Here is a 21,187-nt window from a genome sequence, read left to right on the forward strand (position 1 = left end):
CCTATGGGAGGTTAGGTATGGACATATTACAAATAAAAGAACGTGGTTTAGAAATTGAACAGCTAGGAAGATTACCAGAAGATATACTAGAGCTTATTTATGAGCATCAATTGTTTAAGCTATTCACTGTAAAGGAATTAGGCGGTAAAGATTTAGATCTACTAGAGGGCATTAAAGTATTCCAGCAGATGTCTACACTTGATGGCAACTTTGGCTGGCTTGTCACAATAGGGACAGGGGGTAACGCGTTTATTCCAGCATTAAATAAAGAAGTTTGTGAAAAAATATTTTCACCAAGAAATGGAGTCGTAGCAGGTAGTGGCTATCCTACGGGTACAGCAGTAAAAATAGATGATGGTTATAGAGTAACAGGTCAATGGAAGTATTGTAGTGGAGCAGATTATGCTACAACTTTTACGATGAATTGCTTTGTCGAGAATGAGGGTATTAGAACAGATGAAATAATTAGTTGTTCAATAAATAGTGATCATGTAGAGGTTCTTGATGATTGGCGAGCAATGGGCTTAAAAGCGACAGCTAGTCATACGATTCGTGTGCAAAATGTTTGGGTACCACAAGAGGAAACATTCCAATTAGGCACAATTAAAAACAAGTATGGAAGTGCGGTACATAGTTTTCCGTTTGGTGCATTTGCAGAAGCCTCTTTTATAAGCGTTTGTCTTGGGATAACAGAAAATTTCTTAGAAGAGGCGTCTATTTTAGTAAAGCAAAGAAAGCATGATCCAAGCGGTACTGAACGTATGGGCGCAATACAATTTCTATTGATGCAGCAACAGAAGAACTTTAGACAGCTTGAAGAGAAATTTTACTCAAGGTTGAATGAACACTGGCAAAAACATAAAGAAGGTCATAAGTTGACTGAAGAAGAACTACAACAATTTTCACGAATAAGTAAAGATACTGCAGCGGCTTGTATAGACATTGCCAATAACTTAATACGCAGGCTTGGTATGGATGCAATTACGGAGACATCTTCAATTAATCGTATTTGGAGAAATTTATATACAGCTGCCCAGCATGGTTTTTTAACACAATAGCAGTCACAAATAGAATCTACTTATAGCCAAGCAGATTCTATTTGTAACGTGACTTGCATGAAAGTTTATTTCTTTTCCTCAGGCATATATACGTAAAGCTTTGGTAAGTGAGGATCATCCTCTATTAATGCATTTTTTGGATATTTGCGCAGTTCTTTATACATGGAAAAATCACCTACTGCCCCAGCTATTAAAAAAGCTCCGACTAATACTAAAACAGTACTGTTAAAATAAAAACCAGCAATTGTCGGGAGGACGCCAGTTGTCCAAAATGGAAGTAATAAAGCTTTTTTCATTGCATGATTCGGTAACGGTTGTTCAGTTGTTGCGTACGCTACGCCCAGCTCTAAATTCAGGCCATATTTTAATGATTTAAAGGGTACGCCTCCAAAGACCATAAAGCCAATTAAATGAAAGGCTTCATGTAAGACAATGAAAACAATATACAGAATAACGAAAAGGATAGATCCAATCATCATAGTCCAAAATGAAAAATCAAAATCTTTAAAGCAAATATATTGAATAGCTACAAACAATATGACGAGACCACTTGTGACAACAATATTGTCCATCATTAGTTTTTTTATATCCAACTCTATTACGATAGGTTCTTTATCTGGTTGCATGAAGATCCTCCGTTCATTCATGAATTAAGTTCATTATATAGAAAGAATTGTTTGGTTGCGACTTGAAAGACATGTATATATATGTTACAATTCATTGATGTGAGTAATAATTATTACTTGCTCCTTGCTCCCTTTTATAGGAGAGCCTAAGTCCATAAGGAGGTGTAAACAGATGAGAAAATACGAATTAATGTACATCGTACGTCCGAACATTGAAGACGAAGCGAAGAAAGCTTTAGTTGAACGTTTCAACGAAATCTTAACTTCTAACGGTGCAGAAGTCATCGAATCAAAAGAGTGGGGCAAACGCCGCTTAGCTTATGAAATTCAAGACTTCCGCGAAGGTTTCTACCAAATCGTGAAAGTAAACGCTACTTCAGAAGCAATTAACGAATACACACGTCTTGCTAACATTAGCGAAGATATCATTCGTCACATTGCGGTTCGCCAAGAAGCATAATCATTTAACAAAATGCTGAAAAAAGGAGGTTGCATTTCTGATGATAAACCGTGTCGTATTAGTTGGAAGACTAACAAAAGATCCTGAGCTACGCTATACGCCTAATGGTGTTGCGTCTACAAGATTTACAGTTGCTGTAAATCGAACATTCTCAAACCAACAAGGTGACCGCGAAGCTGATTTCATTAGCTGTGTTGCTTGGCGCAAACAGGCCGAAAACCTAGCGAACTTCATGCGAAAAGGAAGTTTAATTGGAGTGGAAGGTCGCATTCAAACAGGCAGTTACGAAGGACAAGATGGTAAGCGAGTATACACAACAGATGTAGTGGCCGATAGCGTACAGTTTTTAGAACCTCGTAATGGTGGTGGTGCTCCTGCATCTCCTCAATACGGTGGTGGACAGACTTACGGTAATAACCAACCGTCATATGGCGGTGGTCAACCACAACAACAGTTTGGTGGTGCTATGCCAGGGCAGGGTTCATTTGGCGGCGATGCTTATCAGCAAAATCAACCACCTGTGAATCAGCCGAATTATACACGTGTAGATGAGGATCCATTTGCTAATAGCAAAGGACCGATAGAAGTATCTGAGGATGACTTACCGTTCTAATACTTCTAAAATAAAAAATGATAAGGAGGAGACACACTATGGCACCACGTCGCGGAGGCCGCAAACGCCGTAAAGTTTGCTACTTCACTTCAAACAATATTACGCACATCGACTACAAAGATGTAGATTTATTAAAAAAATTCATCTCTGAGCGCGGTAAAATTTTACCACGTCGCGTAACTGGCACAAGTGCAAAGTACCAACGTAAATTAACTTCAGCTATCAAAGTATCTCGTATCATGGGATTACTTCCATTCGTAGCAGAAGATAAATAAGATATAAATAAAGGCACAACAAGGTTTAATCGCTTTGATTGTGCTTTTTTTATTTGTGAAAATGGAGTTGCTAATCTTGTAACCGCCAGTATAGAAATTTTAGAAGGTTAACATGTGAATAATCACATAGGGTAGGGAAATCGAGAATGAATATCCCGATTCTGGTAATATCGTTTATTTTATAGCACATCACCAAAAGATGAGGATGGTTAAAATGTATGTCATGTTGATTGGAGTGGAGACCGGGCGACTCCTTGGGGATCAGCGATAGAGGAACGAAGGCTAAAACCATCACATCCTGTGATAACGCCTTCGTGACCAACATCGTGTTGGCCCGAGACCCTGCAGCGAAGCGAAGCGGCTCATCGGACGCCCCCAGGAAGCTTTGCTCTGTGCGAAAGCGAAGCGTCAGCAATTGTTTTATCTGTGCGAAAGCGTAGCGACAGTAACAACAAAGCGCCCGGTCGGAACGGAAATCAACTCCCACGCTATGGCGACGATCTTAGTTGATCTCAGTAATTGCTCTATATATTACCATTTGCTATTATCATAAGAATTTATTACACTCTTAGTAGACATGAATAAAGAAAAGATGAAATTTTAGAGATTGAGAAACAATCGACTAAGTAACATTTTTTAAAACAAAACGGCTTATAATCATTTCGATTAAAAGCCTTTTTTCATGTATTAGTAACTGTCGTAAGTTGCTTTTTTTATTGTTGAAAAAATTTGAGAAACACATATATATAATCAATGAATGAATTTGTTCTTTTTCGGTAAAAAATCTTCTATATAGCTATGTATTTCACGCTTTAGTCATTGGTTCTACAAAATTAATGGCAAAGCAATCAGTTGTTCTTAGCGTTTTTTGTTCAATAACCTGAAAAAATGGTACAATAAAGGTCAGTAAGTTTAGCTGAAAAAAGGAAGGTTTTCAATGCCGAATAATCAAACGAAGGCGCTTGTACAAGGTGCTGCAATGGTGGCAATTTTCACCTTGATGATGATACTATCTGCGTATATTCCATTTGCTCTCATGTTAGTATTTTTATTTGCACCGCTACCGTTTTCTTGGTATAGCGCAAAATATAAGCGTTCCACATCAATATTTATAGCAATTGTCGGTTGTATCCTAACGTTTTTAACAAGTGGATTAATCATGCTTCCATTCGCGTTTATTTTCGCGATTGTCGGAATAATTATAGGCGATGCAATACGCCGACAAAAAAGTAAATTATATTTATTTATGTCATCAGGACTTGCCATATTGTTATCAACTGCAGTTGTATTTTTAGCATATGTGCGTTTAGCAGGCATTAATATGATTGAGATTGGTATAGAAGAAGCAAGAAAAAATTATGAACAAACTACAGCACTATCTCAAAATATTCCTGGACAATCAGCTGTGACTCCTGAACAGATAGAAGCAGTAACAAAGATGATGGAATCTACTGTTCCATCAACAGTAACTTTGGGCGCATTTTTAGTTGCATTTGTATTAGTGACAGTGAATTTATCTGTATTAAAGAGATTAGGTTTGAATGTACCAAAATTTGCACCGTTCCAACATATGCGTCTACCACGATCTATTTTATGGTATTACATGATTATTTTATGCATTAATTTATTTATGCGTCCAGAATCTGGATCTACATTAGATATTATTATTTTAAATTTTTCTTATATATTATGGGTGTTATTACTCCTGCAGGGGATTTCCTTTATACATTATTTTATTTCTAAAAAGGGAATGCCGAATGTTGTAAAATGGATAGCAACTTTGTTAGCCTTACCACTAGCATCCTTTATGATATTGCTAGGCATCGTAGATTTAGGTTTCGACGTACGTTCACTTGTGAAAGGGAAAACTAAAGAATAAGGGGCTGATGTAATGGGGACTTTTAGAAAACGACCAATCCGCTATCCGCTTTTTGTTCTTTCCATTTTTGGCATTGTGACGTTCATGCTTCTATGTATTTGGAATATCGGGATAGGTATCGGTTATGGAGTAGGTTTTGTTCTATTAATGGCCTATACGTGGAAGGTAGAAAAGATTACCTTTGATGAAACAGAAAAGCATATTGAATCTATCTCTTTCCGCATGAAAAAAGTTGGGGAAGAGGCATTGCTTGAAATGCCAATCGGGATTTTACTTGTCAATGATCAATATGAAATAGAATGGTCGAATCCATATATGCAAGGCGTTTTAAATATGGAGAATTTAGTAGGTGAAGGTATCGTTAATATATCTGACGATATTTACGTGCTAATGAAGAGCGAAGAGACAAACGAAGATACGATTACGCTCCGTGATCGTAAATATCGAGTTTATTATAAAAAAGAAGAGAATTTACTATATTTCTTTGATATCACTGAGCAGATAGCTATTGAAAAGCAATACTATGCAGATCGTACAGTTATTGCGATTTTATTTGTTGATAACTATGACGAAATTACGCAAGCAATGGATGACCAACCACGTAGTTTAACGAATACGATGGTGACATCCATTGTTAATGATTGGGCGGCTGAACAAGGGATATTTGTCAAAAGAATATCATCCGATCGTTTTTTAGCTGTATTAAACGAATCCATTTTAATGGAGCTTGAGAAGAAAAAATTTGCCATTCTAGATACAATTCGAGAAAAAACAGCGCAAAAAAATATGTCATTAACATTAAGTATTGGAGTTGGTGCAGGATCATCTTCATTAGTAGAGCTTGGTGAACTAGCACAATCAAGTTTAGATCTTGTTTTAGGCCGTGGTGGTGATCAGGTTGCTATCAAGCAACCTACAGGAAAACTAAAATTCTATGGCGGGAAAACGAACCCTGTTGAGAAACGTACGCGCGTTAGAGCACGTGTTATTTCCCATGCACTACGTGATTTAATTCAGGATAGTGACCAAGTATTTGTTATGGGACATAAAAACCCTGATATGGACTCTATTGGTGCCTCTGTTGGTGTACGTAAAATGGCACAAATGAATGATGTGAAGGGCTATGTGATCGTAAATTTTGAGGAATTAAACGGAAGTGTAACACGTTTAATGAATGAAATAGAGAGTAAATCGGATTTCTATGAAAGTTTCCTAACGCCAGAGGAAGCTGCATCAAGAATGACAGAGAAATCTTTGCTCGTTATAGTCGATACGCATAAACCGGATTTAGTCATCGAATCACAGCTATTGAAGCTGGCTGAAAAAGTTGTGGTGATTGATCATCATCGTCGAAGTGAGGATTTTATAGAAAATCCAACGCTTGTTTATATGGAGCCATATGCATCATCTACAGCAGAGCTTATAACAGAGTTACTCGAGTATCAACCAAAACGTGCAAAGATTAATATGTTAGAGGCTACGGCATTGCTGGCGGGAATTATTGTTGATACGAAGAGTTTTACATTGCGTACAGGAGCCCGTACGTTCGAAGCGGCTTCTTATTTACGGACAAATGGTGCCGATACAGTGCTAGTACAGCGATTATTAAAAGAAGACGTCGATACGTATATCGAGCGTTCTAAAATAGTGCAAACAGTTAAGTTCGTGAAGCCGGGTATTGCTATTGCTGTAGGTGAGGAAGCGAAAGTGTATGATTCTGTACTAATTGCGCAAACAGCAGACATTTTACTAACAATGAAGGATGTTGGTGCTTCCTTTGTCATTGCGCATCGTTCAGATGGCAAAATCGGCATAAGTGCAAGATCACTTGGCGAAGTAAACGTGCAGCTTGTTATGGAAAAGCTAGGCGGCGGCGGACATTTAACGAATGCTGCTTGCCAAGTCGAAGCAAATTCCATTGCTGGAGTAAGAAAATATTTAGAAGAGGCCATAAATGAGGTACTCGAAGGGAGTTCGGAATCATGAAAGTAGTATTTTTAAAAGACGTTAAAGGAAAAGGGAAAAAAGGGGAAGTTAAAAATGTAGCAGACGGCTACGCACAAAACTTCTTAATTAAAAATGGCTATGCTGCTGAAGCAAATGCACAAGCATTAAGCCAATTAGAAGGTCAAAAGAATTTAGAAGCTAAAAATGCTGCTGCAGAATTAGCTGAAGCGAAAGCATTAAAAGAAAAATTAGAAGCTTTAACAGTAGAATTAAAAGCAAAATCAGGTGAAGGTGGTCGCCTATTTGGCTCAGTATCTACAAAGCAAATTGCTGATGCACTTCAAAAAACGCATGGCATAAAAATTGATAAACGTAAAATGACTTTAAGCGATGGAATTCGTGCGCTAGGCTTTACAAATGTACCTGTAAAACTACATCATGAAGTATCTGCAGCATTAAAAGTTCATGTAACGGAAGAATAAGGGGCGACGATCCATGAACGAACCGATGATGGATCGCGTTCCACCGCATAACCGGGAAGCAGAGCAATCGGTTATCGGTGCAATTTTCCTCGATCCTCAATCGTTAATCACTGCATCTGAAATTTTGCTAGCAGATGATTTTTATCATAATGCACATAAGACAATTTTTGAAACGATGCTACGTTTAAGTGATCAAGGAAAAGCGATAGATGTTGTAACAGTTACTGAAGAATTATCAGCTAAAAAAGAAATTGAGGATGTTGGCGGGCTATCGTATTTACTAGAGCTCGCCAATGCTGTCCCTACGGCTGCTAACGTCGCACACTATGCGAAAATTGTCGAAGAAAAGGCTCTATTACGTCGTTTAATTCGTGTAGCTACTAAAATAGTAGAAGATGGCTATACTCGTGAGGATGAGGTAGAGGCATTACTAGGCGAAGCAGAGAAGAAAATGATGGAGGTAGCCAATCGTAAAAATGCGGGTGACTTTAAGCATGTCAAAGACGTATTGGTGGAAACCTTTGATAACATCGAAAAGATGCAATCACAAAAAGGTGATGTTACAGGTATCCCGACAGGCTTCCGTGATTTAGACCATATAACAGCTGGCTTCCAGCGCAACGATTTAATTATTGTAGCGGCACGTCCTTCTGTAGGTAAAACAGCCTTTGCATTGAATGTTGCGCAAAGTGTTGCCGTTCAAGCACGTGAAAATGTTGCAATTTTCTCCTTAGAGATGGGTGCTGAGCAGCTAGTTATGCGTATGCTTTGTGCGGAGGGAAATATAGATGCACAAGTTTTACGTACAGGTGCTTTAACAACGGAAGATTGGGGTAAACTAACTATGGCAATGGGGAGTTTATCGAATTCTGGAATTTTTATTGATGATACACCAGGTGTACGTATCAATGAAATTCGAGCAAAATGTCGACGTTTAGCACAGGAGCATGGTCTCGGTATGATTTTGATCGATTATTTACAGCTCATTCAAGGTAGTGGTAAGCCAGGGGAGAACCGTCAGCAAGAGGTATCTGAGATTTCGCGTTCTTTAAAAGGTCTAGCGCGTGAATTAAAGGTTCCGGTCATTGCATTATCACAGCTATCTCGTGGCGTTGAGCAACGTCAAGATAAACGACCTATGATGAGTGACTTACGTGAATCGGGAAGTATTGAGCAAGATGCTGATATTGTTGCCTTCTTATATCGTGATGATTATTACGATAAAGAGTCTGAGAGTAAAAATATGATTGAAATTATTATTGCTAAACAGCGTAACGGTCCAACGGGTACAGTTACACTTGCTTTTAAAAAGGAATTCAATAAATTCATTAATGTGGATTGGTCGCAAATGCCGCCACCACCTCCACGTGATTAAAAATTTATCTTCATTCATAAGAACCTTCTTTTAGAAGAACTCAACGTTGGAGATTACGCAAATACGGAATTAATCTGAATGTTAGATAATATTCATATCATTCTGTTATTAAACACGAACGTTGAATCATATTTTTTGATTTTACGTTCGTGTTTTTAAGTATTTTTGTTGACTAGGCGTTTCTATCATTGTTACAATAATTAACGGCTTAAAAATTGAGATACAAATCGTATCTAACGGAGGTGCTGACTATGACATCAGTTGTAGTTGTAGGAACACAGTGGGGAGACGAAGGAAAAGGTAAAATTACGGATTTCCTTTCACAAAAAGCCGATGCAATCGCTCGTTTTGCAGGCGGTGATAATGCAGGACATACTATTAAATTTGATGGTGAAACTTATAAGTTACATTTAATTCCATCAGGGATTTTCTATAAAGAAAAAACTTCAGTAATCGGAAATGGTCTGGTTGTTAATCCAAAGTCATTAGTTACTGAGCTTAGAGGCTTACAAGAGCGTGGCGTTGATACAGATAATTTACGAATTTCTAATCGTGCGCATGTTATTTTGCCATATCATATAAAGCAAGATATCGCTGATGAGGAAAGCCGTGGCGATAATAAAATTGGTACGACTTGTAAAGGGATTGGACCATGTTATCAGGATAAAGTAGCACGTATCGGTATCCGTATGGCTGATTTACTAGACAAGGATGTATTTGAAGAAAAACTACGTCAAAATTTAGCAATTAAGAATAAGTTATTTGAGAAATTTTACGAAGTTGAAGGCGTAACATTCGAAGAAATTTTCGAGGAATATTACAACTATGGACAAGAAATCGCAAAATATGTAACAGACACATCGAAAATCTTAAATGATGTACTAGATGAAGGCGGCAAAGTGTTATTTGAAGGAGCACAAGGTATTTTACTTGATGTCGATCAAGGTACGTACCCATTTGTAACATCTTCAAATCCTGTTGCAGGCGGAGTAGCAATCGGTGCTGGCGTTGGTCCATCACGAGTTACAAGTGTTATTGGTGTATCTAAAGCCTATACATCTCGTGTTGGCGATGGACCGTTCCCAACTGAATTATTTGATGAAGTAGGTCAACAAATTCGTGAAGTTGGTCGTGAATACGGTACAACAACTGGCCGCCCACGTCGTGTAGGTTGGTTCGATACGGTAGTTGTACGCCACTCACGCCGAGTAAGTGGTATTACGCATCTTGCGCTTAACTCAATCGATGTTTTATCTGGTTTAGAAACAGTTAAAATTTGTACTGCGTATAAATATAAAGATGAAACGATTACTGAGTATCCAGCAAATCTTCATATTATTGAACAATGTGAACCAATTTATGAAGAGCTTCCAGGCTGGTCAGAAGATGTTACAGGCTGCAAAACATTAGAAGAGCTACCTGAGAATGCACGACGCTATGTAGAACGCGTGAGTGAATTAACTGGTATTGAAATTGCTACTTTCTCTGTTGGTCCTGCACGTGAACAAACGAACGTTTTAGTGGACGTTTGGGAAGCAAAATAATTATAAATCATAAAAGGGCGTACCATATGCGGTACGTCCTTTTTTATACCTCTTTACTTACACTAATTTGAGATGAGGTGAGAATTATTGTCCGTTAATGCAGGATATATCAAAAATAAGTATGACTCTTCTGCAAAACGAGGGGTTGATTTCCGTTCCGACTGAGCGCTTTGTTGCTGACGCTTCGCTTTCGCACAGAGCAAAGCTTCCTGGGGGCGTCCGATGAGCCGCTTCACTCGCGCCGCTCGCTCCAGGGTCTCGGGCCAACACGAGGTTGGTCACGAAGGCGTTATCACAGGATGTGATGGTTTTAGCCTTCGTTCCTCTATCGCTGATCCCCAAGGAGTCGCTCAGTCTCCACTCCAATCAACCAATTCACATAGCATGTATCTTCTGGCATATTACTCTAATTTATAGTGATGATATGCGAAAATATAGTGGCAGCAACATATGCTTATTGCAAAGTGTTCACTTCCATAGATGTTTTTCAAACAATATTAAAAAGGACGTACCATATACGGTACTTCCTTTTTGCTATTAGTGAATATCTCTCTTCTTGAAACGGCCACCTCTAACCTCTGCAATATTACCAATTGCTAGGAATGCATTATCATCAATTTCAGAGACGATTGATTTAAGCTTGGATTCCTCTAATCGTGTAATGACAGTAAAAATAACTTTTTTATCGTTACCTGTATAAGCCCCCTCACCATGAAGGAAGGTTACACCTCGACCTAGTCGGTCCATAATCGTCTGCCCTATTTCATCAATGTCGTCACTTATGATATAAACAGATTTTGATTCCTCCATCCCTTGAATGACGATGTCGATCATTTTATAGGCGATATAGTATGCCAGGATAGAGTACATGGCTTGTTCCCATGTGAACACAAATCCCGCTACCGCAAAGATGAGTAAATTGCAGAACATAATAATTTCACCAACGGAGAACGGTGTTTTACTATTAAATAAAATAGCTAAAATTTCTGTCCCATCTAATGAACCACCATAACGAATGACGATGCCGACACCAATACCTAAAATCATGCCTCCAAAAACTGTGGCCAATAGCGTATCTTGAGTAAACGGGTTTAGATTATGTAAGAAGAGTGTTGTTAATGAGAGTACAGTAATTCCGAGCCCTGTGGAAAGTGCAAAGGTTTTACCGATTTGTTTATAGCCTAAAAAGATGAAAGGTAAGTTTAAAATGAAGATGAAAATACCAAGAGGTAAATTTAATAAATGAGAAGTGATAATGGAAACACCTACGATTCCACCATCCATAATGTGGTTTGGTACTAAAAATAGCTCAAGCCCCAGTGCCATAATGAATGCACCTAATGCCACCATAATGGTCCTAATTATAAGTTTACGAACGGGATTCTTACTTTGGGGCTTCCTTACTTTAGGGGTTATTCCAGAGGTTTGTAAAACATTCAAATTAATCGCTCCATTCAACTAGTGTATCTTATTGCTATTTTATCAGAATATTTAAAAAGCAAAAAGGGGTAAGTCTAAAATTATACTAAAAATAAATGGAATACTACCGCTGTATTTAAAGAACTTAACCAATCGCTTGGAGTAGAGGTTGAGCGGCTTAGGGTCTAGATACCTCATGGAAAGCACTATACTGGAATAAAAATCCATTTTTAAAACTATATTTATTAATAGTTATAAAAATAGGAATGATGTAACAATTAGTAGAGAATTAATACATTTACATTACAAAAAGATGAAAACAGTTAAACTGTATTTTCTTTATGGTACAGTATATTGGTGCAAAAATTATTTGTGGGTAATTAATACTGCTATAGAAAAGTTAGAAGGTGCTTTACGGACACCTATCATCAATAAAAGTGCAAGTTAGGACAAGTAAGTAGTAGGAAAAAGTTCTGTTATGGGAAATATAGGATCTGCTAGAAACCCAACAGGTACATATCTACACATCTACACTTTTGAAGTTAAGAAAAAGGGTTTGTTAGAAAACCCATTATCATATGTAGGGCGTTAATCAATTCGAATAGGAGGCAGTCCAAAATAGGGCTGTCTTTTTATATACCTTGTATATAAATCTATGTTATTTCCCGAGAAATATTTGTCGAAATGTAGTTTAAAATAATATCGTAAAGTGTCTTAGGATTTAGAATAATGCATAGAAGCTAAAAGCATGGTAGAGTTAGAGTAGTGACTTTAACTTCTTTCAGCAAAAGTCTCCCATCCTTTTAGGTGGTGAGTTAATGCGAGTTGAAGTTATTTTTCAGTGGATGTCCGCTGAAATAAGTTAAAGCCTCCGGCGGATGTCATGGATTCGGAAAGGAGTTCTTTGTGCAAGCACAAAGCCGAATCCAGACGCAATTATGCCGAGGCATAATTGATAAATACAATCGTTTAAAAATAGATAAATAGCGAAAGGGAGAAAAAATATGGACAAGACCATTTTAGTTGTTGACGATGAAAAACCAATCGCAGATATTTTACAGTTTAATTTAATAAAAGAAGGCTACAAAGTTATTTGTGCTTATGATGGAGATGAAGCACTAGAGAAGGTTGAGGAAGAGCAACCAGATTTAATGCTTTTAGATATAATGTTACCTAAGCGTGATGGAATGGAAGTTTGTCGAGAAGTACGAAAAAAATATGATTTCCCTATCATTATGCTAACTGCAAAAGGGTCAGAGATTGATAAAGTATTAGGACTAGAAATGGGCGCAGATGATTATGTGACAAAGCCATTTAGTACACGTGAGCTTATTGCGCGTGTAAAGGCAAATATGCGTCGTTTACAGGTAGTAGCCCCTACTGCCGAAGAGGTTGAAGAAGAATCCAATGAAATTGTAGTAGGCTCTCTTGTTATTCAGCCAGATGCTTACTTAGTATTGAAACGTGATGAGGCAATTGAACTAACACACAGAGAGTTTGAACTATTACATTACTTAGGGAAGCATATCGGTCAAGTAATGACGCGTGAACATTTGCTACAAACTGTGTGGGGCTATGACTATTTCGGTGATGTACGAACAGTAGACGTAACAATTCGTCGTTTACGAGAAAAAATAGAGGACAATCCTAGTCATCCAGCATGGATTGTAACACGCCGTGGTGTAGGTTATTATCTACGAAATCCTGAACAGGAGTAAAAAGGAATGCAGAAAGTAAGCTTCTTTAAATCAATTCATGTCAAACTGGTATTAATTTACATTTTGTTGATACTTCTTGCTTTGCAAATAATAGGAATTTATTTTGCGCGTGAATTAGAGCAAAATTTAAAAGAAAATTTCCGACAATCTATTTTTCAACGTGTTGATTTGATGCAATATAGCATTCGTGAAGAAATGTTAAAAGAACGCGATGAGAGTATGCCATCTCTTGAAGAAGGCTTGGAAACGATTGTAATGGAGTTTTCCACGGGGCTGAAAGAAGTTTCTAATGGAGATATTTTAGAAATCCGTGTCATCGATAATAGACAGCGTATTCGTGCCACATCTGAGGTAGACAATCAAAGTTTGATAGGACAGCGTTCGAATAATGATCTCGTACGCCGTGCTATCTCTGCAGAAACATTATTTGAAAACATTAAACTTGATAATAAAACAAGAAATCGAGTGTGGGTGTTAGCTTCGCCAATTCGAGATGGTGTAGGTCCTGATGATGAAATCGTAGGGGTACTCTACATTGAAGCTAATATTGAATCTGTTTTTGAACAAGTGAATGACATTAACCGTATTTTCCTTGGTGGTACAGCAGTGTCCTTAGTGATTACTATCTTTTTAGGAATCTTAGTGGCACGAACAATTACACAGCCGATTTCAGATATGCGTAAGCAAGCACAGGCGATGGCAAAGGGGAACTATTCTCGAAAAGTACGGGTTTATGGTACAGATGAGATAGGGCAGCTGGCTATAACCTTTAATCATTTAACAAATCGCTTGCAGGAGGCGCAATCTACTACTGAGGCAGAGCGGCGAAAGCTCGATTCGGTCCTTAGTAATATGACGGATGGTGTTATTGCAACAGATCGAAAAGGACGCATCATTCTTATTAATGACCCCGCACTAGAGCTGCTGCATATTTCAAGAGATATTACATTAGGCCGTCCGATTGCATCTGTTTTAGGTATTGATCAAGAGTATAGTTTTGAGGATTTAATTCACATGAATGATGCGGTGAATTTAAATTTCAGTACAGCAGACGCACCGTATATTTTACGTGCGAATTTCTCTGTTATTCAAAAAGAAACGGGCTTTATTAATGGTCTAATTACCGTACTGCACGATATTACGGAACAGGAAAAAATAGAGATGGATCGCAGGGAATTTGTATCAAATGTGTCACATGAATTAAGGACACCATTAACGACGATGCGGAGTTATTTAGAGGCGTTAGCAGATGGTGCATGGAAAGATGAAAATATTGCTCCAACATTTTTGAATGTCACACAAACAGAGACAGAGCGTATGATCCGCTTAGTGAATGACTTATTGCAGTTATCACGAATGGATAGTTCAGATTATGAACTGAATCAAGACATTGTTCTATTTAATTCATTCTTTAACCGTATTATCGATCGTTTTGAAATGTCTAAGTCAGATAAAGTGATGTTTGAACGTTTATTCCCAGAGGCATCTTATTATGTAGAAATCGATACGGATAAGGTGACACAAGTTATCGATAATATCATTTCTAATGCTATTAAGTATTCACCCGATGGAGGTAATATTCGCTTTGGCTTTACAGCGCAAGGAGATATGCTAAAGGTTATGATTTCCGATGATGGTATGGGAATTCCTAAGGAAAATGTAGGACGTATTTTTGAGCGTTTCTATCGAGTAGATCGGGCTCGAGCTCGTTCTATGGGAGGCACTGGTCTAGGGCTAGCTATTGCGAGGGAAATGATTGAAGCTCATGGCGGTAAAATATGGGCTGAAAGTGAAGAAGGGCATGGAACAACGGTTTTCTTCACTTTACCACTTAATTTAGATGATTTTGATGAGGCAGGTGAGTGGGAATGAAATATATAGAACCAGTTAAATCAGTTGTTCTATTCCTACTCGTTATGCTAAGTGTAGTTTTAACCTTTATGATTTGGACATACACGCCAGATTATAAAGTTATTGAACAGACTGAAGGAAAAGAAATTCTAATCGGACCACAAAAAAAAATGGATGATGTAATTCGTCCTTATAAAGCTATTTACCGTTTTGATAAGGAATTTACCGGAACTGTATCTAATGGTGCAATGATAGATATTATGGACGCATTTCGGGGATGGAATGTCCTAGATTTAACGCCCATTGACAATAATCTTAAGGCGGACTCTGTAAACGATATGATTCGTTCTAACAATTATATGACCGTCTTTTTTCCTGGTGAGATTCCTTACTCTGCCTTTAACACGATTTTTCAGTTCGCTGATAAGGATCTACCTGAAACAACCTTCAATCGTATGATTATAGATTGGGGCAATTATAATAACAAAGTGTTACAGGTATTTTTCATTAGTGGCAACAATGAATTATTGATGGGTTCACGTGTAAGTCTAGAAAATGCTAATCAATTTGTAAGAAGTATTATTGAACCAGCGAAAACATACGGCACTTTTAAAGAAGTGGAGCGAGATGGCTTTACCTCACTATATATTGCAAATGATAAAATTGAATCTGCAAAATATACGTATTTAATCGAAGAGAAACCTGAATTATTTAAAAATGTGGTATTTACAAATCTAAACAATGTCGTGCGCACTGATGAAAGTGCAACTACTGAAAAATATCACGATGGAATGTCACGGATGGTGATTGATTCGAAAGTGAAATCATTAACCTATGTATATCCAGCTGCAGAAAGTAGTGTAAGAATAGAGCCTTCCAAGCTCTTTACGGATAGCTTTGAATTTATCAATGAACACGGCGGTTTTACAGATGATTATCGCTTAGCCTCAACAAGTACAAGCAATAATCAATTAGATTATCAGCTTTATTTACATGGACTACCGATTTATAGTGATCAGGCTATAAACCGAATTACAACCATTTGGGGAGATAATCGTATTTTCCGCTACAAACGTCCATACTTTTCTTTTGAGAAAGATATTCCATCCGAAAAAGAGATGAAGGAACTTCCGTCAGGATCTGAAATCGTTGAAAAGATTAAAAAGCTAAATAACATTGCTTTATCAGATATAGATGATATTGTTGTGGGTTTCTATTTAACCTATGACCAAAGTACAATAGTGACATTAGAGCCATGCTGGTTTGTTATTCGTAACGGTATATCGACGAAACTGACGCCTGACATATTAGGGGGTGTCATAAATGGATTGGAATAGAACAAAATCTATTTTTATATTCGTTTTTTTAATCTTAAATATCTTCTTGTATTGGTTGTATTTAAATCGCTATAATGAAGCGCAGAGCGTTGAAATACTAGGTGAAAAAACAATAGAAGCCCGTTTAAAAGATGATAATATAACGTATGGACCACTGCCGAATAGTAATGAATCTGCTACTTACATTACAGGCAAAGTGCATAATTTTAAAAATATTGTTAACGATGACAATCAGCGAGTAAGTTTCACTGATGAGACACATGCACATATACGTGTTAATTTTATTAACCCTGTGAAATTACGAAATATTAGCGATGATACAAGCTTTACTGATTTTGTCCATACAAACGTTAAAGATGGAGATTCTTATGCACTATGGAAGGTAGATCATGAGGAAAGAGTCGCAGTCTTCTTCCAGAAGAAAAATAATCGAATGTTCTATTACAATGATAGTGCCGTATTAAAAGTACAGTGGAATTTAGATAACGAAGTGGTAATGTATGAGCAGACAATGATTGATAATATCGAAGAGATGGAGGAACAAGAAACGGTCATACCACCACTTCAAATTTTCCAGACACTTTATAATAAAGGGCTATTAAAATCAGAATCGCGTATTAAGCAAGTGAAGCTAGGTTACTCAACATTTAGTAATTTAACACAAACGCAAGTGTTGATACCAACATGGGAAGTACAAGTGGAATTACCGGACGGAGAAATAGATGAGTACTTCGTTGATGCTATTGATGGGAAAATTATTGAAATCCAAGGAGACAAGCAAAAGGCTGAAGAGGAAGACTGGGGAGTTGAATAATGCGATTTAGTGTTTTAGCAAGTGGTAGTACAGGAAATTCGATTTATGTAGAGAATGATGATCATGCATTTATTGTCGATGCGGGTCTTAGTGGCAAAAAGATGGAGCAACTATTTACAAAAGTCGACCGCAATATGAAACAGCTAAGTGGCATTTTCGTTACACATGAGCATAGTGATCATATTAAAGGAATAGGTGTATTGGCACGAAAATATAATGTACCTGTTTATGCTAACGCCAAAACGTGGCAGGCGATGGACGGGCTAGTCGGTGATATACCTTTAGAGCAACGTTTTGAATTTGAAATGGATACTGTAAAGCATTTTGGTTCATTGGCTGTTGAATCTTTTGCTGTATCCCATGATGCAGCAGATCCAATGTTTTATAGCTTTCATGAAGATGGGCGCAAGCTTGTTGTTATTACGGATACAGGTTATGTCAGTGACCGTATGAAAGGGATTATTCGTGGTGCTGATTCCTTTGTATTTGAAAGTAACCACGATGTAAATATGCTGCAAATGGGGCGTTATCCATGGTCTATAAAACGTCGTATTTTAAGTGATGTAGGGCACGTTTCAAATGAGGATGCAGCTATCGCAATGAGTGACGTAGTATTTGAAAAACCAACAAATATATATTTATCACATTTAAGTAAAGATAATAATATGAAAGAGCTTGCACGCATGAGTGTTACACAAACGTTGCAATCTTGCGGCATTATTGTCGGGGAGTATTTAAATTTACTTGATACAGATGCAGAAGAGCCGACGAAATTAGTAACCGTTTAATGATTAGTAAACAATAAAAAAAGAAGCTTTAATGAGGCTGTTCAATCACATTTTATAGAAAATGTATTGAACAGCCATTTTTATGTCCATTTTATTTATTTTTCATCTGATTTTAATGTTTGAATTGTAATATTAGGGTAACAACTAGCAAATACTAATAAGGGAAAGGATGAGGAAAATGGGCTATTTTCAAGATGATGATAAAAATAATGATTTATTAAAAAATGATGAAATACAGAAGTCACCTCTTCAGGAGCGACTCGAACAAGAGGAGCGAGAAACGCAAGAGAAACGTCATAAAAAGAAAGGCGGTGGCGGAGGTAAAGGTGGTTATTTATTTACCGGTTTTATCGGCGTCATCATTGGGGCTTTACTCGTTTGGCTCATGATGCCTGGACTTGTTAATCAAATGCCTGGTACAACAACAAGTAGCGCAGGTAATGGTAATAAAAATGAAACAACCATTAATCAAGTTGCAACAGAAGTGACAACTGATGTTACGAAAGCAGTTGATAAGGCTTCGGGGGCCGTTGTAGGGATTACAAATATTCAAGAAGTGAAAAGTGGAGGATTCTGGAACCCGACAACCACGTCAGAAGAGGCTGCAGGGAGTGGTTCAGGTGTTATTTACAAAGTTCAAGGCGATAAAGCATTTATCGTGACAAATAACCATGTTATTGAAGGTGCAAAGCAGTTAGAAGTAACAATGCCAGATGGTTCGAAAGAAGTGGCACAATTAGTTGGTCGCGATGTTTGGACAGACTTAGCAGTCATTTCAATCAGCTCTAAAGATGTTAAGACAGTAGCGACATTTGGTAACTCTGATGTATTAAAACAAGGTGAAACAGTAATTGCGATTGGTAACCCACTGGGCTTAGAATTCTATGGTTCTGTTACTACAGGTGTTGTTTCTGGTAAGGATCGTTCTGTACCAGTTGACATAAACAATGATGGCACTATAGATTGGCAACAAGAAGTATTACAAACAGACGCAGCAATCAATCCTGGTAATAGTGGTGGTGCACTTGTAAACATTGCTGGTGAATTAGTCGGCATTAATTCCATGAAAATTGCACAATCCTCTGTTGAGGGTTTAGGCTTCTCCATTCCGATTAACTCAGCAATTCCTATTATCGAGGAATTAGAGAAAAATGGTGAAATGAAACGTCCAACAATGGGTATTAAAATATTAGCAGACTTAACGGATATTCCGTCATTCTATCAACAAAATTTAAAATTGCCAAATGATGTTACAAAAGGTGTTGTTATTGATAATGTTGTGCCTAACTCTCCAGCTGCAAAAGCAGGCATTCAACAATACGATGTAATAGTTGAAATGGATGGCGAAAAAATCGAAACATCAATCGATTTGCGCAAGCATTTATATATTAACAAAAAAATTGGTGATAAATTGACGATGAAAGTATACCGCCAAGGTAAATTAGTGGATCTATCACTAACATTAACAAATAGCGATTCATTGTAAATTAGAAATCAGTGGAGATTATAAGATCTCCACTGATTTTTTTTTGTGAATTTAAAGATATTATTTATCATCAAAAGTTGATACTAATATTTGTTATCATGTATGCCATTTTTATAAGTTGATTGGAGTGGAGGCTGGGTGACTCCTTGGGGATCAGCAATAGAGGAACGAAGGCTAAAGCCATCACGTCCTGTGATAACGCCTTCGTGACCAACCTCGGTGCTGTCGCTTCGTTGCACTACGCTTTCGCGCAAAAAACATCTGTTGGCCCGAGGCCCTGGAGCGAGCATCGCGAGTGAAGCAGCTCATAGGACGCCCGTAGGAAAGCACCCATCCGGAACGGGAAATCAATCCCACATTATTAATGATGCGTTAAAAATATTCGAAGGCATCGAATGAATTATTAATGATGATTTAGAAAATATTGTGGATAACTAGAAAATTGTGAATAATAACATATACACTGCGAGTGGCGGTAGAAAGCCTATTCTTCCATACTCGCCTGACCTTTGTTACAATAGATTGTGGATAACATAGACTGAATTGTGAATAAGTTTGTGGAAATTTCGGAAAATAAGAAGAGGTGCAAAAATGGAAAAATACAGCTGTGAAAACCATATAGAACACGCTTTAGACATGTTTGTGGCTGAGCAAAAAGAGTTCCCAATTATGGATAAAATCGAAGAGGGTAAAAAGTTATCCACAAAATGTAGCTACTGTGAACGACCTGCAGAATATCTTGTATCAAGTAAATAACTTTACACAAGATATAGGAATCGCTTGTGGATATGTTGATAACTTTTGTGGATAATTTGTTTGTAAATGAAATGTAAAGGTGGATAACGTGTGAATATAACGATTGTATCAGTCGGAAAACTAAAAGAAAAGTACTTAAAAATGGGAATAGATGAATACGTAAAACGTCTCGGTGGCTACGCAAAAATGGATTTAATTGAAGTACCAGATGAAAAAGCACCCGAGCAGCTAAGCGAAGCAGAGATGGAAATTGTAAAGAAAAAAGAGGGTGAACGTATTCTATCTAAAATCAGCCCAGATACATACGTTATCGCCCTAGCCATTAACGGCAAAATGAAAACCTCTGAACAAATGTCGGCAGATCTCGAATCCCTCATGACCTACGGCAAAAGTAAAATCGCGTTCGTCATTGGCGGCTCCCTTGGTTTACATGATGATGTGTTGAAACGTGCTGATGAACAACAATCCTTTGGAAAAATGACATTACCGCATCAGCTAATGAAGCTTGTTTTGGTGGAGCAGATTTATAGAAGTTTTAGGATTATGAAGGGAGAACCGTATCATAAGTAAGTTCGGTTTTATTATGCATCTAGTAGGAGATAATCTTTTTAAAGGGATTGCTTTATAATAAATACCAAAAAGAGAAATTGCGCTGTGCAATTTCTCTTTTTGCTTGAACTGAAATTAAATTATAACTCGGTAATTTCATTATGACCGTTGCCGTTGCCATTACCATTACCATTACCATTACCATTGCCA

Annotated in this window: 19 protein-coding genes; 17 read left to right on the plus strand and 2 right to left on the minus strand. The window is 37.5% G+C overall.

The window, feature by feature from the left end; all coding sequences use genetic code 11:
* Positions 1-17 precede the first annotated feature (17 nt).
* Complete coding sequence (locus ACMZ42_RS11990; RefSeq protein WP_415731620.1) at positions 18-1,058, plus strand: acyl-CoA dehydrogenase; 1,041 nt, start codon at positions 18-20, stop codon at positions 1,056-1,058.
* A gap of 65 nt (positions 1,059-1,123) precedes the next feature.
* On the opposite strand, the gene ACMZ42_RS11995 is transcribed toward ACMZ42_RS11990, so the two are convergent.
* A complete protein-coding gene (locus ACMZ42_RS11995) occupies positions 1,124-1,684 on the minus strand; it encodes a DUF3267 domain-containing protein (RefSeq protein WP_402869890.1) in 561 nt (186 codons plus the stop codon).
* Between the two features lie 172 nt (positions 1,685-1,856).
* Here ACMZ42_RS11995 and rpsF point away from each other — a divergent pair, with 172 nt between their 5' ends.
* The 8 genes from rpsF (at position 1,857) to ACMZ42_RS12035 (ending at position 10,259) form a co-directional block, all read left to right on the plus strand.
* The gene (gene rpsF / locus ACMZ42_RS12000; RefSeq protein ID WP_053482932.1) at positions 1,857-2,144 is read left to right on the plus strand and encodes a 30S ribosomal protein S6; all 288 of its coding nucleotides are present in this window, start codon (positions 1,857-1,859) and stop codon (positions 2,142-2,144) included.
* A 40-nt stretch (positions 2,145-2,184) separates the two neighbouring features.
* On the plus strand, positions 2,185-2,757 hold the full coding sequence (ssb, locus tag ACMZ42_RS12005; protein ID WP_079563368.1) for a single-stranded DNA-binding protein: 573 nt from the start codon (positions 2,185-2,187) through the stop codon (positions 2,755-2,757).
* Between the two features lie 38 nt (positions 2,758-2,795).
* Positions 2,796-3,032, plus strand: coding sequence for a 30S ribosomal protein S18 (rpsR, locus tag ACMZ42_RS12010; protein WP_004233359.1), 237 nt, complete (start codon positions 2,796-2,798; stop codon positions 3,030-3,032).
* Positions 3,033-3,969: 937 nt separating this feature from the next.
* Complete coding sequence (locus ACMZ42_RS12015) at positions 3,970-4,911, plus strand: YybS family protein (protein ID WP_370077920.1); 942 nt, start codon at positions 3,970-3,972, stop codon at positions 4,909-4,911.
* Positions 4,912-4,923: 12 nt separating this feature from the next.
* Complete coding sequence (locus tag ACMZ42_RS12020; RefSeq protein WP_402869893.1) at positions 4,924-6,897, plus strand: DHH family phosphoesterase; 1,974 nt, start codon at positions 4,924-4,926, stop codon at positions 6,895-6,897.
* Positions 6,894-7,340: a 50S ribosomal protein L9 gene (gene rplI, locus ACMZ42_RS12025; RefSeq protein ID WP_053482928.1), complete on the plus strand. Its 447-nt coding sequence runs from the start codon at positions 6,894-6,896 to the stop codon at positions 7,338-7,340. Before ACMZ42_RS12020 ends, rplI begins: the two co-directional genes overlap by 4 nt.
* A gap of 13 nt (positions 7,341-7,353) precedes the next feature.
* Positions 7,354-8,715 (plus strand): replicative DNA helicase, encoded by a 1,362-nt coding sequence (gene dnaB, locus ACMZ42_RS12030; protein WP_370077916.1) that lies wholly within the window; start codon positions 7,354-7,356, stop codon positions 8,713-8,715.
* 251 nt (positions 8,716-8,966) lie between these two features.
* Entirely contained in the window at positions 8,967-10,259 is a 1,293-nt protein-coding gene (locus tag ACMZ42_RS12035) for an adenylosuccinate synthase (RefSeq protein ID WP_370077914.1), read from the plus strand.
* A gap of 537 nt (positions 10,260-10,796) precedes the next feature.
* Here the strand turns inward: ACMZ42_RS12035 and ACMZ42_RS12040 are convergent.
* The gene (locus ACMZ42_RS12040; protein WP_370077912.1) at positions 10,797-11,717 is read right to left on the minus strand and encodes a YitT family protein; all 921 of its coding nucleotides are present in this window, start codon (positions 11,715-11,717) and stop codon (positions 10,797-10,799) included.
* A gap of 965 nt (positions 11,718-12,682) precedes the next feature.
* Here ACMZ42_RS12040 and yycF point away from each other — a divergent pair.
* The 8 genes from yycF to rlmH all read left to right on the plus strand — a co-directional run bounded on the left by yycF (position 12,683) and on the right by rlmH (position 20,998).
* Positions 12,683-13,396: a response regulator YycF gene (gene yycF, locus ACMZ42_RS12045; protein WP_049662630.1), complete on the plus strand. Its 714-nt coding sequence runs from the start codon at positions 12,683-12,685 to the stop codon at positions 13,394-13,396.
* Between the two features lie 6 nt (positions 13,397-13,402).
* Complete coding sequence (gene walK / locus ACMZ42_RS12050) at positions 13,403-15,268, plus strand: cell wall metabolism sensor histidine kinase WalK (protein WP_370077909.1); 1,866 nt, start codon at positions 13,403-13,405, stop codon at positions 15,266-15,268.
* Positions 15,265-16,584, plus strand: coding sequence for a YycH family regulatory protein (locus ACMZ42_RS12055; RefSeq protein WP_415731621.1), 1,320 nt, complete (start codon positions 15,265-15,267; stop codon positions 16,582-16,584). The genes walK and ACMZ42_RS12055 overlap by 4 nt, the downstream gene beginning before the upstream one ends.
* A complete protein-coding gene (locus tag ACMZ42_RS12060; RefSeq protein WP_370077905.1) occupies positions 16,571-17,398 on the plus strand; it encodes a two-component system regulatory protein YycI in 828 nt (275 codons plus the stop codon). Before ACMZ42_RS12055 ends, ACMZ42_RS12060 begins: the two co-directional genes overlap by 14 nt.
* Positions 17,398-18,186 (plus strand): MBL fold metallo-hydrolase, encoded by a 789-nt coding sequence (locus tag ACMZ42_RS12065; protein WP_100542654.1) that lies wholly within the window; start codon positions 17,398-17,400, stop codon positions 18,184-18,186. The genes ACMZ42_RS12060 and ACMZ42_RS12065 overlap by 1 nt, the downstream gene beginning before the upstream one ends.
* A 178-nt stretch (positions 18,187-18,364) precedes the next feature.
* Positions 18,365-19,672 (plus strand): S1C family serine protease, encoded by a 1,308-nt coding sequence (locus ACMZ42_RS12070; RefSeq protein ID WP_370077903.1) that lies wholly within the window; start codon positions 18,365-18,367, stop codon positions 19,670-19,672.
* Between the two features lie 591 nt (positions 19,673-20,263).
* Positions 20,264-20,428 (plus strand): CxxH/CxxC protein, encoded by a 165-nt coding sequence (locus ACMZ42_RS12075; protein ID WP_415731622.1) that lies wholly within the window; start codon positions 20,264-20,266, stop codon positions 20,426-20,428.
* Positions 20,429-20,518: 90 nt separating this feature from the next.
* Positions 20,519-20,998: a 23S rRNA (pseudouridine(1915)-N(3))-methyltransferase RlmH gene (rlmH, locus tag ACMZ42_RS12080; RefSeq protein WP_370077901.1), complete on the plus strand. Its 480-nt coding sequence runs from the start codon at positions 20,519-20,521 to the stop codon at positions 20,996-20,998.
* The last annotated feature ends 189 nt before the right edge of the window (positions 20,999-21,187 follow it).

It is taken from the genome of Lysinibacillus sp. NPDC056185 (assembly GCF_047737915.1).
Lineage (GTDB): Bacteria > Bacillota > Bacilli > Bacillales_A > Planococcaceae > Lysinibacillus.

Excerpts from the sequence above, each read along its gene's own strand:
- ACMZ42_RS11990 (WP_415731620.1), top strand. The coding sequence starts at position 18 with ATGGACATATTACAAATAAAAGAACGTGGTTTAGAAATTGAACAGCTA.
- ACMZ42_RS11995 (WP_402869890.1), bottom strand. The coding sequence starts at position 1,684 with ATGCAACCAGATAAAGAACCTATCGTAATAGAGTTGGATATAAAAAAA.
- rpsF (WP_053482932.1), top strand. The coding sequence starts at position 1,857 with ATGAGAAAATACGAATTAATGTACATCGTACGTCCGAACATTGAAGAC.
- ssb (WP_079563368.1), top strand. The coding sequence starts at position 2,185 with ATGATAAACCGTGTCGTATTAGTTGGAAGACTAACAAAAGATCCTGAG.
- rpsR (WP_004233359.1), top strand. The coding sequence starts at position 2,796 with ATGGCACCACGTCGCGGAGGCCGCAAACGCCGTAAAGTTTGCTACTTC.
- ACMZ42_RS12015 (WP_370077920.1), top strand. The coding sequence starts at position 3,970 with ATGCCGAATAATCAAACGAAGGCGCTTGTACAAGGTGCTGCAATGGTG.
- ACMZ42_RS12020 (WP_402869893.1), top strand. The coding sequence starts at position 4,924 with ATGGGGACTTTTAGAAAACGACCAATCCGCTATCCGCTTTTTGTTCTT.
- rplI (WP_053482928.1), top strand. The coding sequence starts at position 6,894 with ATGAAAGTAGTATTTTTAAAAGACGTTAAAGGAAAAGGGAAAAAAGGG.
- dnaB (WP_370077916.1), top strand. The coding sequence starts at position 7,354 with ATGAACGAACCGATGATGGATCGCGTTCCACCGCATAACCGGGAAGCA.
- ACMZ42_RS12035 (WP_370077914.1), top strand. The coding sequence starts at position 8,967 with ATGACATCAGTTGTAGTTGTAGGAACACAGTGGGGAGACGAAGGAAAA.
- yycF (WP_049662630.1), top strand. The coding sequence starts at position 12,683 with ATGGACAAGACCATTTTAGTTGTTGACGATGAAAAACCAATCGCAGAT.
- walK (WP_370077909.1), top strand. The coding sequence starts at position 13,403 with ATGCAGAAAGTAAGCTTCTTTAAATCAATTCATGTCAAACTGGTATTA.
- ACMZ42_RS12055 (WP_415731621.1), top strand. The coding sequence starts at position 15,265 with ATGAAATATATAGAACCAGTTAAATCAGTTGTTCTATTCCTACTCGTT.
- ACMZ42_RS12060 (WP_370077905.1), top strand. The coding sequence starts at position 16,571 with ATGGATTGGAATAGAACAAAATCTATTTTTATATTCGTTTTTTTAATC.
- ACMZ42_RS12065 (WP_100542654.1), top strand. The coding sequence starts at position 17,398 with ATGCGATTTAGTGTTTTAGCAAGTGGTAGTACAGGAAATTCGATTTAT.
- ACMZ42_RS12070 (WP_370077903.1), top strand. The coding sequence starts at position 18,365 with ATGGGCTATTTTCAAGATGATGATAAAAATAATGATTTATTAAAAAAT.
- ACMZ42_RS12075 (WP_415731622.1), top strand. The coding sequence starts at position 20,264 with ATGGAAAAATACAGCTGTGAAAACCATATAGAACACGCTTTAGACATG.